The organism is Shewanella sp. 10N.286.51.B7 (assembly GCF_002873615.1).
In the GTDB taxonomy this organism is placed as follows: Bacteria; Pseudomonadota; Gammaproteobacteria; order Enterobacterales; family Shewanellaceae; genus Shewanella; species Shewanella electrodiphila.
The window spans coordinates 39,958-53,919 of record NZ_MCUF01000053.1 but is presented as its reverse complement, the minus strand read 5'-3'; the positions used below and the strand labels follow the sequence as shown (position 1 = coordinate 53,919).

Below are 13,962 nucleotides of genomic sequence, written 5' to 3'. Positions count from 1 at the left end.
TAACTATTCATTTAACTATTTATTTGACCACTAATTTACTCATTGTTGATCATGAAAGCTCGGTTACAACCGCTAGCTGTGTTCGCTCATCCATATGCAGGCTAGCTATTAATGTCTGATTATTCCCATCATGTTTGCTACCCCCTGCACTAAGTCTTCAACTAACGCTTCAATTAACGCTTCAATTAACGCTTTAGTAAATCATACGCCCTCTGAATTAGCCTCATATTCTCCTAAGTCATAAGTTGAGGGGGAATATATGGTTGAAGCGTGTAGTTAATCCTTCTAGTCACTGCGGTGTCTTTGATGGTTTTTCAGCTCAAAAATCGAAAAATGACAGTTTTTTTACTTTTTAATAAAAAAAATCGATTTATTTTCATTGAAACCAAGAAATTCTGTGATGTTGATCGGGCAACATCGGTCAAGCTCTAGAGTAATTATTCTACTATTGTCATTTCGTTAACGTAAACGTCAACTTAAAACGCTTGTTTGAATCCACTTTTGAAGGAGCTTTATCTATGTCATTGTTTTTAATAAGTTAGGTTGCTTTACCTTTAGGTTAGTTCAAAACAAAAGCTTGATTCTACTTTGGTATAAATACATAAAATTTAAGTAAATTAAAATTTACACTATGTTTCTTTATTACCATTTAAATTACCTTTTGTGACGTCTGGTTAAGTTGTAAGACAATTTACCATTAAGATTATGTTAAAAATCTGTTCCGCCTAAAAGTTTATTTAAAACATATATTTGAGTCTTTCTATTTCTTGGTAATACCAATTTGCCTTCATGTTTTTGATTGTTTTTAGGTCATTTTAAGCTGTTGCAAATGCAAACGTTTCTGGTTAGGTTTTAGTACGAAACAAACATTTGGTGGTTAAATTTTGGCAGGTTTGTTTTGGAGATAGAGAAATAGAGCGCAACCCGCTTTCATCTATAAAGTCATGCTTAATGTGCAGGCTTCTCTCTTTTTAAAACTGACTTATGCTCAAGGGGCTTAATATGACAGCAGAACAATTAGTGGCTAAATATGCTAAATCGCAGCCAAGTGCTGATACTGAATTACCAACAAGCGCAGAACTTGCGTTAATTGGTCCAAAGGTCCCTGGCCAAGAAACAATCTTTAATGATGGCGCGCTTTCTTTACTTGCTGCGCTGTGTGAAGAGTTTAATGAAGAAGTACCTGAGCTGCTGAGTAAGCGTAAACAAAAGCAGCAACGCATTGATAATGGTGAGCTTCCAGATTTTTTGCCAGAAACTCGCGCTATTCGTGATGGTGAGTGGAGCATTCGTGGCATGCCAGAAGATCTCACTGACCGTAGAGTAGAAATTACCGGTCCTGTAGATCGTAAAATGATTATTAATGCCCTGAACGCCAACGTGAAAGTATTCATGGCAGATTTTGAAGATTCATTAGCACCTAGTTGGGAAAAGGTGGTTCAAGGTCAAATTAACTTACGTGATGCTGTTCGAGGCGATATCAGTTTTACAGCAGAAAACACGGGTAAGCATTACACCTTAGATGAAGATCCAGCTGTATTAATTTGCCGCGTTCGTGGTCTGCATTTAAAAGAGAAACATGTTGAATTTAAAGGCGAAGCTATCCCTGGTGGATTATTTGATTTCGCAATGTACTTTTATCACAACTACCACCAGTTATTAGCTAAAGGTAGTGGCCCTTATTTCTATATCCCAAAACTTGAAAGCCATGTTGAGGCTCGCTGGTGGGCAAAAGTATTCGCTTTTGTTGAAGAACGTTTTTGTTTAAAGCCTGGCACCATCAAATGTACTTGTTTGATTGAAACATTGCCTGCGGTATTCGAGATGGACGAAATCCTCTACGAACTTCGTTCAAATATTGTGGCTTTGAACTGTGGACGTTGGGATTACATCTTTAGTTATATCAAAACACTTAATAAACATGCCGATCGTGTTTTACCCGATAGACAAGCTGTGACCATGGATACGCCTTTCTTAAGTGCCTATTCACGCTTACTGATTAAGACTTGTCATAAACGTGGCGCATTAGCGATGGGCGGCATGGCGGCATTAATTCCGGCTAAAACAGCTGAAGAAAATGAAATCATCTTACAAAAGGTTAAAGGCGATAAGGAGCTAGAGGCTCGCAATGGTCATGATGGCACTTGGGTTGCACATCCAGGTCTTGCTGATACTGCAATGACCATCTTTAACGACTACATCGGTACTGGTACTAACCAATTACATATTACTCGTGATGTTGATGCACCCATTTTAGCTGATGAGCTACTAGCACCTTGTGCTGGTGAGCGAACAGAAGCTGGGATGCGCTTAAATATTCGAATCGCGCTGCAATACATTGAAGCATGGATCCAAGGTAATGGCTGTGTGCCGATTTACGGCTTAATGGAAGATGCAGCAACCGCAGAAATTTCACGTACTTCTATTTGGCAATGGATTCAACACGAAAAATCATTATCAAATGGAAAGTTAGTCACAAAAGCATTGTTCAAAAGCATGCTCAGCGAAGAGCTTGGCACAGTAGAGCAAGAGCTTGGCAGCGAAAGATTTAACCAAGGTAAGTTTAATCAAGCGGCGGGTTTATTTGATGAAATTACCACTTCAGATGAGCTGGTTGATTTCTTAACTTTACCAGGTTACGAGCTACTAACTGCTTAGTTTTAAAGAGTTCAACAAGCTGTAACAAGCTTAATAGATAGAAATGGTATGACACATTGGGGTGTGAATACCGACATTAAATAGCATAACAAAACGAATTACACAGGAAGGAGTAACACTATGTCTAACACTAATAAGCAACTAACTCGTCAAGAACAGATTGATGCGATTAAGAAGGATTGGGCTGAAAACCCACGTTGGAAAGGTGTTAAGCGTCCGTTTACTGCAGAAGAAGTCGTCAAGTTACGTGGTTCGGTTGTGCCTGAGAATACCATCGCACAGCGTGGTGCTGAAAAACTTTGGAGCCTAATTAATGGCGGTGCAAAGAAAGGTTATGTGAACTCTTTAGGCGCATTAACAGGTGGTCAAGCTGTACAACAAGCTAAAGCGGGTATTGAAGCGATTTATCTTTCAGGTTGGCAGGTAGCAGCTGATGCTAACTTAGCGGGCACTATGTACCCAGATCAGTCTTTATACCCTGCAAACTCAGTACCTGCTGTAGTGGGACGTATTAATAATTCATTCCGTCGTGCTGACCAAATTCAGTGGGGCAAAGAAGTGAATCCAGGTGATGAAAATTACACAGATTATTTCTTACCGATTGTTGCTGATGCAGAAGCTGGTTTTGGTGGCGTACTGAATGCATTTGAGCTAATGAAATCAATGATCGATGCCGGTGCTGCGGGTGTTCACTTTGAAGACCAGTTAGCGTCAGTTAAAAAATGTGGTCACATGGGCGGTAAAGTATTAGTCCCTACACAAGAAGCGGTTCAAAAGTTAGTTGCTGCACGTTTAGCGGCTGATGTAAGCGGTGTTGAAACACTGGTAATTGCACGTACCGATGCTAACGCAGCTGATTTAATGACATCTGACTGCGATGCTTATGACCGTGACTTTGTCACTGGTGAGCGAACTGAAGAAGGCTTTTACCGTGTTAATGCGGGTATCGACCAAGCTATTTCTCGCGGCCTAGCTTACGCACCTTATGCTGATTTGATTTGGTGTGAAACTGCTAAACCATGTCTTGAAGAAGCAAAGAAATTTGCTGATGCAATTCATGCACAGTACCCAGACCAATTACTCGCTTATAACTGTTCACCTTCATTTAACTGGAAGAAGAACTTGGACGATGCAACGATTGCGAAGTTCCAACAAGAACTTTCGAACATGGGCTACAAGTACCAGTTCATTACGTTAGCGGGCATTCATAACATGTGGTACAACATGTTCGATTTAGCTTATGACTATGCACGTGGTGAAGGTATGAAGCACTATGTTGAAAAAGTACAAGAAGTTGAATTTGCAGCAGCTGAAAAAGGCTACACATTCGTATCGCATCAGCAAGAAGTGGGTACTGGTTACTTTGACCAAGTCACTACTTGTATTCAAGGCGGTAAGTCATCAGTGACAGCGTTAACAGGCTCTACTGAAGAAGAACAGTTTTAATCGTTATTAACTTTGTAACAGTTTAGCTGCTTTGCAGCTGATTTACCCCGGTGTTACTCACCTACAGGTTTCATCGGGTTTTTATCCAGTATTCGGAATATTAGCGAAAGCTAGCAGTGGTTCTTAATGCGAGGATTTTTAACTTCCTACCCAGTAAGTTTTCAACCATTCGCTTGTGTTGCGGCTCTTCGGAGCCGTTTTTTTTTGCAAAAAATAATGAGTTTATTGTTATTAAAAGGTTATAGTAAAAATACTGTCATAATTGATGAGTATGTACTTGAAAACCTCACTAACCATAACAAAAGGTGTCGATTACTGGACTAAACGTATTAGTGATCAAGAAATGCCTGCTTTATGTTCCACTATTAGAGACTTAGAGAAACTTGCTAAGGATGATGTGTCTTCATTAGCGTCTCTTGGTCGAAGTGTTTTGCACGATAATGCCTTAACCACGCGTATTTTACGGGTTGCCAATAGTGCTATTTATAATAAAGGTACTAGCCATGTAACTACAGTTAGCCGTGCAGCAGTCGTGCTCGGCTTTGATACCATTCGTAATATCTGCATTACCGCCAAACTGCTAACGAGTCTTTTAGAAAATCATAACCTTTCCGAATCTGTTTATCAGCGTTTAATCAAATTGATGGCGCACTCATTTCAATCGGCAATGATTTCGAGAGTGATGCTCAAAGATTATGATGAAGCCTTGCGTGAAGAGGTGTTTATCGCCTCTTTATTATATCGAATCGGTGAAAGTGCTTTTTGGAGTATTGGCGGTGATTTTGTTGATCATTTAGACCAAGCCTTATTAGCGTGTGATTCGCCCAAGCAGCAGAAAGTTATCGTCAGGGAAAAACTTGGTACCTCGTTCTCGCAGTTAACGCAAAGCATTGCTAGAGCTTGGGGCTTAGGGGATGTGCTTACCACATCTTTGTCACACCCTGATGAAAGAATGCCTGAAATTCGCAGTATATTTTTAGCTAACGAAATTACAGATGCTTTGAATCAGCCCCATGTAAATGCTGAAAAGCTAAATGAATTATTAACTGCCGCTGCTGAAATTCAAAATATCAGTTTAGAGCAATGTAAAGCGCGGCTGAGTCGCTGTGCTGAAGCAACGATACGTTTAGCTGAAGATTATGGTGCCATTGAACTTGTTCAACACTTGCCAGATACCGCAGAAATAATATCGACATTAGATAAGCCTGAACCTTTGCAGCAGTTTAGAGAAGCTAATTTGGTTCTTCAGCTGAAAAAATTACGTGAGCTGACAGAGTTTGCGATTCACAAAGCCGATTTTAATCAAGTTGTGCAAACAACATTAGAAGGGGTATTAGACGGTGTAGGAGTTGATCGCTGCGCAGTGATGTTACTGTCTCCTAATCGAAAACAACTATCACCACGGATTGCTTTTGGTGATGATGCGGATAAATTCAAGCAAAAACTTTTAATTGAAATGTCAGGCGACAGTAATCCATTTTTGCAAAGCATAAACAGTAAAAAGGCGAAGTGGTTGCACGAGTTTGATGAAAGAGCACCTGCTGATATGGATGCTTTTATTGGTTCAGATTTTGACTTAAGCCAGTTTAAACATGGTGTTATGGTTGCGCCCATTGTCGTTAATGATAAAGCGATTGGTTTGTTTTATGCGGACAAACAATTTTCTGCAAGGCAGCTTACTCAACAAGATTTTGATAGCTTTTGTCATTTAACTCAATTGGCCAATCTTTGCTTTGGGCTTACGGTAAAGTAACAAATATTCACTTAAACTCACATATCAACAGGTTTGTGTTTTACGCATTTTACCTACAGTGGTCGTTACTTTGAAGAGGATTACTGTTGTGAAACTGCTTAAACATGAGCTTGATTTTACACACGAGGTTAGTTTTAAACATGAAAATGCTTTCAAATAATGGCTTTAATTCCTTTTGTAGTCGTTCAACTCTTTACCGTTTTATAGTGTGCTGCAGCTTATTGTGCAGCCTTATTACCTCATTTCGCCTCACAGCTTCAACGTCTGAATTAACGCTTAATCCACCACAAGCTTCTCAAGCACTTGAGATTATGGATACTGCTCGAAATAGATTAATTCCTGTTGAGTTATATAATCCTGCATCTAAGTTCGCTTGTACGCCAGATAAACCATGCCCTGTGGTTATTCTAAGTTCTGGGTATGGATTGTTGCATACTGATTATCAATTCATTAGCCATTTCTTTCAGCAACATGGCACGCTAGTTATTGCGGTTCGTCATGAGCTACCGTCAGATCCTTCGTTATCAGGTATTCAGCCATTTATGGAAACACGATCTGAAAATTGGCAGCGCGGCGCAAATACTTTGGATTTCATTCACGAGTACTTTAGCGGAGATGAGCTTCATGCTGAAGCTCATCATTATGCAAACTATGACTTTAATCATATCACCCTGGTGGGTCACTCTAATGGCGGCGATATTTCAGCTTGGTTAGCTGATTACGGTGTTGTTAGCAACAAATCAAAGCTAAATGGTGCAGGGGCAAACAAAAGCACAAATAAACAGGTGCAATATATTGCTCGTATTATTACGTTAGATCATCGCAGAGTGGCTCTGCCAAGAAGTCCTGATATTGAAGTGTTATCTATACGAGCAAGTGATTATCCTGCAGATGAAGGTGTGCTTCCTGGCGTTGATGAAGATGCAGCAAATATTTCTGTAGTCACGATTGAAAAAGCCAGACACAACGATATGAATGATTATGGGCCTGAATGGTTAAAAAACGAGATAGTACGTATCATTGCTAAGCAGTTTTATAGTGCAGAATAAGCCCAAGCTATAAACTAAGGCTATTAACTAAAGCTATAAATTAAAGCCGTAAACTAAGGCTATTAACAAAACTGCCAATAATGATGGCCAACGGGTTAATGCCATTGGCCATCATGACAAATAGTATTCTGGGCTTATTAACCAGCAACTATTAATCTACTCCTATTATCCTGCCCCTATAAGCTTGGCTACGGCTTTAGCATTTTCATTAGGGATAGCAATGCTTAAGTGGTATTGCACAATTTTCCAACCATTTTCAGTGAGTTGCAATGCACCTGTACCGCGGCATAAACCGTAACTTGCACTATGTAGTAACTCATCAAATACGATGGTATTGTCAAATTGTAGTAACTGGCGGGATTTAACTTCATAGTGCCATCCATCAGTGGGTCTTGCATAACCTGCAAACTGGCTCATATCCCACCGCTCAGTCGCATCGGTACCAAGAAAAACGGCTTTCTCATCATAAAGTGAAAAGTAGCTATCCCAATTAGCATCACTGGCATCTTGATGGAGTTTATCTAATAAAGTATTGGCTTGCTGTCTCGACTCAACTGAAATCGTGTCATTGGCTTCTGCTGGAAGTGATGACATTACCCATAAACTGCTGGTTAATAGAAAGGTAAGAAGCGCTTTTTGCATGGAAATTCCTTGTTGTATTTTTATACTAAATCAACTCAGTATGGCACTAGTGCCAGTTGATGGGGTCAAGCTGATAAAACTGGCTTAACTCTTTATAAAGCAAATTGTGTCGTTGGTAAAATTCATGGGGTTTTTCAAAGAAGGTCTCGCTAATAACGGCAAAAAACTCAGCAGGGTTAGTCGCGCCATAATAGTTAAACAATGAGGGGACTTGTTGTTTTGCACAGTGTTGTAAGTTTTCAAACTCCTGACCTAACACCTTCGACCAGGTTGAATAATCTGTAATGTCTCGCAAAGGTGGCGCACCGTTCGCTTGGCCATTTTCTTGATCGAGTTGATGTGCGAATTCATGAATCACGACGTTTTGACCATCAAATGGATCTGCGGCACCATCAAGAGTGCTTTTCCAGGATAATATAATTTTCCCATTCCCCCATGATTCACCGAGTAAAACATTACGTTGATTAGATTCAACTCCAGCAAAGTCAGTGCCTCTTTTTTCGACAATAAAGGCATATGGATATACTAAAATCTGTTTCAGTTTTGGGTAAAAGTTCGTTTTACGATTCAGCAGTAGTAAGCATGCCTGAGCCGCAATGGTGACTTTGACTTCATCTGTAATCTCAAAGCCGTCACAGCCAACAAATTCCTTTTCTGCAATAAACACTTGAATGTGTTTTTTAAGTTGCAGTTGAAGATCGGTTGGCATCGCTTTGAAATAAGGGAATCGACGCTTAAGTATGTTTCGCCACGCTTTAGGAAATGGTTGCAGCGTTATTTTTTCTCTATGACGCTGAGTTCGCATTGGCTTGGACACAATAAGGCCAATGGCAATAATTGAAACAATGATCAAAGCCAATAGTGCAAACATATGCCCTCGTTAATAAGTAATAAGCTTAAATAGGTTATTGGGCGATTAAGTATGATTTTCAAGGGTAAGTTTAGATATAGCTAATAAAGCTAGTGTAAATTAGTCATAAAAAAACTGGCAATCAACAAAAGTTGATGCCAGCAAAGAGGGGGGAGGGATTTTTATTTTTTTAGTGCGTTACTCAAATTAATTATTGGGTAAATGCTTAGGGCCTGTTGATCTTTGCTGGTTAATTTTCGTTCGAAATAAAAGCGTTTTAATCGAGGCGGATGAGTTGATGCCTATTCATCTAAGCCCCTTTTATTGACAAAGATGCATCCAACAAAGAGTAAAGCGCTTTTAGTCGAACCCTTTGGGCAGCGTTTGTTGGTCATTTTTACTGCGTTATCGACTTTTTATGTAGAATAACTACACCACAAAGTCTCTGCCTTGTATAAATGGCCAACAACTCGCTGTAAAAACAACCTTGAAAGATCAACAGGCCCTAGTATTTTCAGTTTATTTTTTAAATGTAGATTCCTTTAATTTGCTGACTATTTGATGTTTATGTCAGTTTCAATTGCTCGTTGTTCTTGCTCTGATAACAAAAAGTGTTGCTGGATCAGTTGTCTGATCAATTTAGATTTAGCTGAATGGCTACTCAAGCTCATGGCGGTTAATTGCTCAATTGCTGCTTCACTTAATGTAAATGTGGCTCTTCTGAACGGCTTTGGTTTCCCTTTGCTTGAATCTGCATTTAGCGGTTCATTGGCTTCGGTTAACGCAAATAATTGTTCCATTGCGTGCTTATTAGAATCATCGTTCGAAAGAGTATGACGCTGTGGTTTCCCCATGGCATACAAGTTTGCTGCTTCAATAAAGTCATCAACCGACATCTGCGGCGAAAATTGTGCTTTACATGGCGTAACGTTTTTCTTGAGATCTGCTAGCCCCATAAGTCCCCCTCAGCTGCGTAACGTTACCTGCATCATTACGTTGTTGGATAAGTTGTTCTGCATTCTCAACTTCCAGCAATTCGCAGGCAATATTGCGAATTTCGTTAGCTGCTTTTCCGCTAGGGTCTATTTCAATGACTGACAAACCAGATTCTTCACTGTCATCGTAAATGTTTCGGCTGTATGTGATTGCTTCAAGCACGTTGATATCGAAAGTGTTACACACTTCTTTTGCTTCAAAAATTCGACCGGCTTGATTAGGTAAGCTTGGGCATTGGGTGATAACAAATGAAGCTTTCATTTTAGGGTTAATCATCTTACAAGTTGCGATGATATCGTCCATGTGTTCAACGGTCTTTAAATCACGACGTTTAGGGCGTAATGGCATTAAGGCATGTGATGCCACTGAAAGTGTCGCACGAAGGGCTAAGTTATCTTGTCCGCCGCAATCGACAATGACGTAATCATAATGTTGTTCGAGACTAAGTAAGTCGTTGCGTATTTTTCCGTATAATTGCACGCAATTAATAGCAGGAAGTTCAGGATTATTGTTTCTTGCTTGGATCCAGTCTGACGTGGTTCTTTGTGGGTCACAATCAACCATGATAATGCTTGCTTTAGCATCTTTTGCGAGAAATACAGCGACATTTTGTGCAAGGCAACTTTTGCCACTACCGCCTTTTTCTCCACCGACTAATATGATCATCTTTACATCTCCTGATGGGGCAACGAGAACCACTTTATAAACACTCGTTGCAGTAATACTTAGTCAAACTTTCGGTTAAATCTTAAGTAACATTTAACCTTTATGCTATTAACTTTATGTGGTGAGTTGTAACAGGTCAATTGGCGGTAAATTGACGATAAGGCCGTTTTGACTCGCTGGTGTCTTTTTGACTTATCAGCATTATTGGCGGCTTTTTGACTGATTGGTTTTTAGCCAAAGTTGGTTAGGTGAATTGGTTGATATTGAGTGGTTTAGGGCGTTAAAACATTGACGCAGTCATTTTGTTATTCAGTTACACAGAAAAATGGATAGGCGAACAAGCTTATTTAATAGCTAAAAAGTATTATAGGGTTAGTTTATATTTCTAAATGTTATATTTAAAATGGAGATAAAAATGCAGTTATCAATGTGGATCTTCTCATGTAGCTTGTATAGCGTTAACCAAACAGCAATAATTTAGTGAGTTTGTTGCAGTAAACCTGAGCTGTATTAGTTCAAAGCTGTGCTAATTCAAAGCTGTGCTAACTCAAAGCTGTATTTTTTAAATCGATACTTGCTCAAATCGATACTAGCTCATATATATTTTCGAGAATCTCTAAGCTGTAGGATGAGTTAATTTATTTCATTGGCGATTATCAAGCCAAATAAATATAGTCAAAGTATAATGTGATAAAAAATGTTGGAATATAATCTAGATGAATGAAGCACTACTTTTAGAAGCAATTAATCAAAAAATGCCATTTGGTAAGTATGCTGGCAGAAAACTATTGGAATTACCGGAACCTTATTTAGTCTGGTTTCATAGCAAAGGTTTTCCTGAGGGAAAATTGGGCGAGCAGTTAGCGTTAATGTATGAAGTGAAATTGAATGGCCTAGAAGAAATGCTGCAGCCATTACTTAAAAAGTGAGTTTGTCGTTTTTATGTTAGTTGAGTATTAGATTACTTCAGCAGGTTTTTGGTCATATAAAAGCCATTAATGACTTGGTCTTTAGTGATTTGATAGCTTGGCTGTATTTGTTTAAAACCTTGCTTAAGGAAAAAGCCTTTCGATAAGTAAGATGCATCGACACTCAGTGATGTATAGCCTTGTGCTTGGGCCCATAATTCCAGAGTTTGATAAAGCCGATTTGCCAACCCTTGTCGCTGTAACAATGGCGATATATAAACACTATCAATATAGCCTCGATGATGAAAATCGGTTTCCACATTGATAACCCCCACGATATCCTCTGTTTCGCTTTGTTGAGTATCGCTGAGCATTACCCAGCTTTGACTGCGCTGCAATCTCAGTTGCCAGTGTTTTCTTGAGCGAGGGGCTGTTGACCATGCGTTTAATTGCTCATGGCTATAGCGAGGATGGTCAATGTGCTGGACACTAAGGTGAACTAATTGACTGACTTTTTCAGCAAACTTTGGCTTAAACTGAACAATAGAAAAAAGATTACTCATAGGTAGATTCGGATGTTGAATTTATAAAATTAACACAAGGTTTAAATGTCATTATCAATGATCCACTGGAACATTTAACCAAAAAAAATCGACTAATATAAATTAGCCGATTATTGATTTATCTGAAACTAAAGCGAGTTATTTCTTCTCGATTTTGCCTACAAATAATAATTCTTCAAAGGTTTTGTTTAGCGTGCTGCTGGTGAAATCATTCATCCACATTTGCTCGTTCATGCTAACAGTGTCGCCTTTAGTAATGTCAACTTGTGGGCCAGCAGCCCAGAAAGTTTTGTCTTCACCTTTAACTTGTACGTAGGTGTAGCCACCGCTGTTCATTGTGTCTAATACTTCGCCTTGGTGCATGATACCAGCAGCCCAAGCTGAAGAAACACCTAATGCTAATGTTGCAGCCGCTGCTAATTTGATTAATTTTGCTTTCATGAAATTGTTTCCTATTTGATTAGGCTAATATTTGCAATGATTCAAGTCATGAATCCACATAAAGATACATTATTAAATCATGAAGCTAGCACAGGGTCTGTGATCAGCTGCAGATTTGTGAAGTCTACATTATCATAAATAATATTAATCTTGGCTAATGTATCGTTTTTCTTATGCATCTCTATTTTTAGTTAAGCTTAATTTTTAATGGCTCAATCTAAGGCTGTATTTTATCGATGGCTAATATAATACACATTAGGTTGTAATGGGTTTTCAATTAAATTGCCATGTTGAGATACAAAATCGACAAAGGCTTCTGGCAAGGTCATGGTGTGCAAATCTTGTTGCCAGTGCGCCTTGAGTAATGCGTCATAACCTTCTTTTCCTGCGGCGGTGTATGCACTTGAAACGCCGATATACAGCTTATCTTTGTCTATCTCACTCCATTGCCCTTGTCGATATTCTTCGATAAGGGTAATGCGTTGATTTTTTTCTAACTTCCCATCGTAGAAGTATCTAATCCCATAAGTATACGGAAAGCTGCCAGCACCTGTGCCAGTGACGCCATTGTTAGTGGCAGCATTAATCGACGACTCTAGCACTTGATATAAGTATTGGCCTTGGATTTGGTATTTAACTAAAGGCAGCTCAAACGGTAATATTCGCCCGAGTACATCAGCGACGGATAAGTTACCTTTATTTAATGATTGCCTTACGCCGCCGGCATTATGTAATGCAAAGTCTAATTCTGGCTCAGATAATTTAGTGGCTTTATACATACTACGGCACACCCAAGGCGCGATTTCACTGCCATGGGGGAAGTGCTTGCTGGGCAGTCGAGTGTGGATCAAATCTCGTGGAATATGGGCGAGTACTTGCTCTTCGAGGGCGTTTAACGCAGGGCGATAATCCCGCATAATAGTGTCGTGTACTGCTTGATTAGCTTCATCGCCTAATACACCAGAGTGGGATTGTAACTGTTTGGTCACTTTGGCAATCTGTTCAGACGTGATTTGCTTAGCCGCGTTCGCCTCAGTTGGGATTAATGAAACATCCACCTGCTCATCGAGCATAAAGTAGTTATCGCCATTAATGGCAGTACACTTGCCTTGAACGTCAAACTCTATTTCAGCAAGCCCCAACACTTCCGCATATTTACTTGCGTGAATGATAGGGGTGTGATTTATCACTTCTGCGTATTCTGTGTGGCTTAAGCCTAGGTCACTAAAATTGCCTTGCAGTGTGTGAGAGTGACCACCAACAATAACACTGATTCCGTCAACTTTTTCGGCTAACTCACGGTCTTGGTCCAGCCCTAAGTGGCTTAATATGACAATGTGGTCAATACCTTGCTGTTTCAACATAGTCACGGTGTTGACTGTAGTATCAATAGCGTTAATAAAGTGAGTGTCGGGGTCGGGTCTTGCAATTAATGGCATTTGATCAAGGGTGATACCGACAATGGCAATTTTTTTGTCATAGAAAGGTTTTAACAGCACCTTGGCGCACTTTAACTGCGGATCATAATCAAGCAACATGGGATGGTCTTTTAATCGACCTTCCTTATCGGTGACTTCCTGGCTTAAATCCATATTGCCAGCTAATAGTGGAAATTCAATTCGATTTAAGAAGGCTAAAACCGGGCTGTTACCCGCATCAATTTCATGATTACCCAACACCATGGCATCAGGATTTAACATATTTAATAAGTGCGCATTGGCAGCACCTTTAAACTCGCGAAAATATAACGTGCCCTGAAAGCTATCACCGCCATGAAGAAATAAAAATGCTTGTTGGTCATCGTGGGCTTTTTTTCTGGCAGTTTCTATTTGGTAACAGAGGCGAGCATAACCACCCGTTTTGGTTTCAGCTTGATACTCTTGGCCATCAACGGACAAATTAAATTTAATTTTGCTTGGCTCGAAATTTGAGTGGGTATCATTGATATGAGCGAGCGATAGCGTGTAATTTTTCGGCATCATTTCCTCTA

General features: G+C 39.6%; 12 protein-coding genes. 5 read left to right on the top strand and 7 right to left on the bottom strand.

Annotated features, from left to right (window positions below; all coding sequences use genetic code 11):
• Positions 1–1,002 precede the first annotated feature (1,002 nt).
• The 4 genes from aceB (at position 1,003) to BCU84_RS14975 (ending at position 6,906) form a co-directional block, all read left to right on the top strand.
• Positions 1,003–2,658: a malate synthase A gene (aceB, locus tag BCU84_RS14990; protein ID WP_102528876.1), complete on the top strand. Its 1,656-nt coding sequence runs from the start codon at positions 1,003–1,005 to the stop codon at positions 2,656–2,658.
• A 120-nt stretch (positions 2,659–2,778) separates the two neighbouring features.
• Entirely contained in the window at positions 2,779–4,104 is a 1,326-nt protein-coding gene (aceA, locus tag BCU84_RS14985; RefSeq protein ID WP_102528875.1) for an isocitrate lyase, read from the top strand.
• A 271-nt stretch (positions 4,105–4,375) separates the two neighbouring features.
• A complete protein-coding gene (locus tag BCU84_RS14980; protein WP_241906449.1) occupies positions 4,376–5,857 on the top strand; it encodes an HDOD domain-containing protein in 1,482 nt (493 codons plus the stop codon).
• Positions 5,858–5,997: 140 nt separating this feature from the next.
• The gene (locus BCU84_RS14975; RefSeq protein WP_241906448.1) at positions 5,998–6,906 is read left to right on the top strand and encodes an alpha/beta hydrolase; all 909 of its coding nucleotides are present in this window, start codon (positions 5,998–6,000) and stop codon (positions 6,904–6,906) included.
• Between the two features lie 165 nt (positions 6,907–7,071).
• Here the strand turns inward: BCU84_RS14975 and BCU84_RS14970 are convergent, their stop codons facing one another.
• From BCU84_RS14970 to BCU84_RS14955, 4 genes are all read right to left on the bottom strand, one after another.
• Positions 7,072–7,548: a nuclear transport factor 2 family protein gene (locus BCU84_RS14970; RefSeq protein ID WP_102528873.1), complete on the bottom strand. Its 477-nt coding sequence runs from the start codon at positions 7,546–7,548 to the stop codon at positions 7,072–7,074.
• A 46-nt stretch (positions 7,549–7,594) separates the two neighbouring features.
• Positions 7,595–8,419, bottom strand: a complete 825-nt coding sequence (locus tag BCU84_RS14965; protein WP_102528872.1) for a M90 family metallopeptidase — start codon at positions 8,417–8,419, stop codon at positions 7,595–7,597.
• 533 nt (positions 8,420–8,952) lie between these two features.
• Entirely contained in the window at positions 8,953–9,354 is a 402-nt protein-coding gene (locus tag BCU84_RS14960) for a CopG family transcriptional regulator (RefSeq protein WP_133146648.1), read from the bottom strand.
• Positions 9,314–10,060 (bottom strand): AAA family ATPase, encoded by a 747-nt coding sequence (locus BCU84_RS14955; RefSeq protein WP_102528870.1) that lies wholly within the window; start codon positions 10,058–10,060, stop codon positions 9,314–9,316. The genes BCU84_RS14960 and BCU84_RS14955 overlap by 41 nt, the downstream gene beginning before the upstream one ends.
• Before the next feature lie 716 nt (positions 10,061–10,776).
• Between BCU84_RS14955 and BCU84_RS14950 the strand changes: the two genes are divergently transcribed.
• Complete coding sequence (locus tag BCU84_RS14950) at positions 10,777–10,989, top strand: DUF3820 family protein (protein WP_055025682.1); 213 nt, start codon at positions 10,777–10,779, stop codon at positions 10,987–10,989.
• Positions 10,990–11,021: 32 nt separating this feature from the next.
• On the opposite strand, the gene BCU84_RS14945 is transcribed toward BCU84_RS14950, so the two are convergent.
• The 3 genes from BCU84_RS14945 to BCU84_RS14935 all read right to left on the bottom strand — a co-directional run bounded on the left by BCU84_RS14945 (position 11,022) and on the right by BCU84_RS14935 (position 13,951).
• Complete coding sequence (locus BCU84_RS14945; RefSeq protein ID WP_102528869.1) at positions 11,022–11,531, bottom strand: GNAT family N-acetyltransferase; 510 nt, start codon at positions 11,529–11,531, stop codon at positions 11,022–11,024.
• Between the two features lie 138 nt (positions 11,532–11,669).
• Complete coding sequence (locus BCU84_RS14940; protein ID WP_102528868.1) at positions 11,670–11,972, bottom strand: NrfJ; 303 nt, start codon at positions 11,970–11,972, stop codon at positions 11,670–11,672.
• Positions 11,973–12,202: 230 nt separating this feature from the next.
• Positions 12,203–13,951, bottom strand: a complete 1,749-nt coding sequence (locus tag BCU84_RS14935) for a bifunctional metallophosphatase/5'-nucleotidase (RefSeq protein WP_102528867.1) — start codon at positions 13,949–13,951, stop codon at positions 12,203–12,205.
• Between the last annotated feature and the right edge of the window lie 11 nt (positions 13,952–13,962).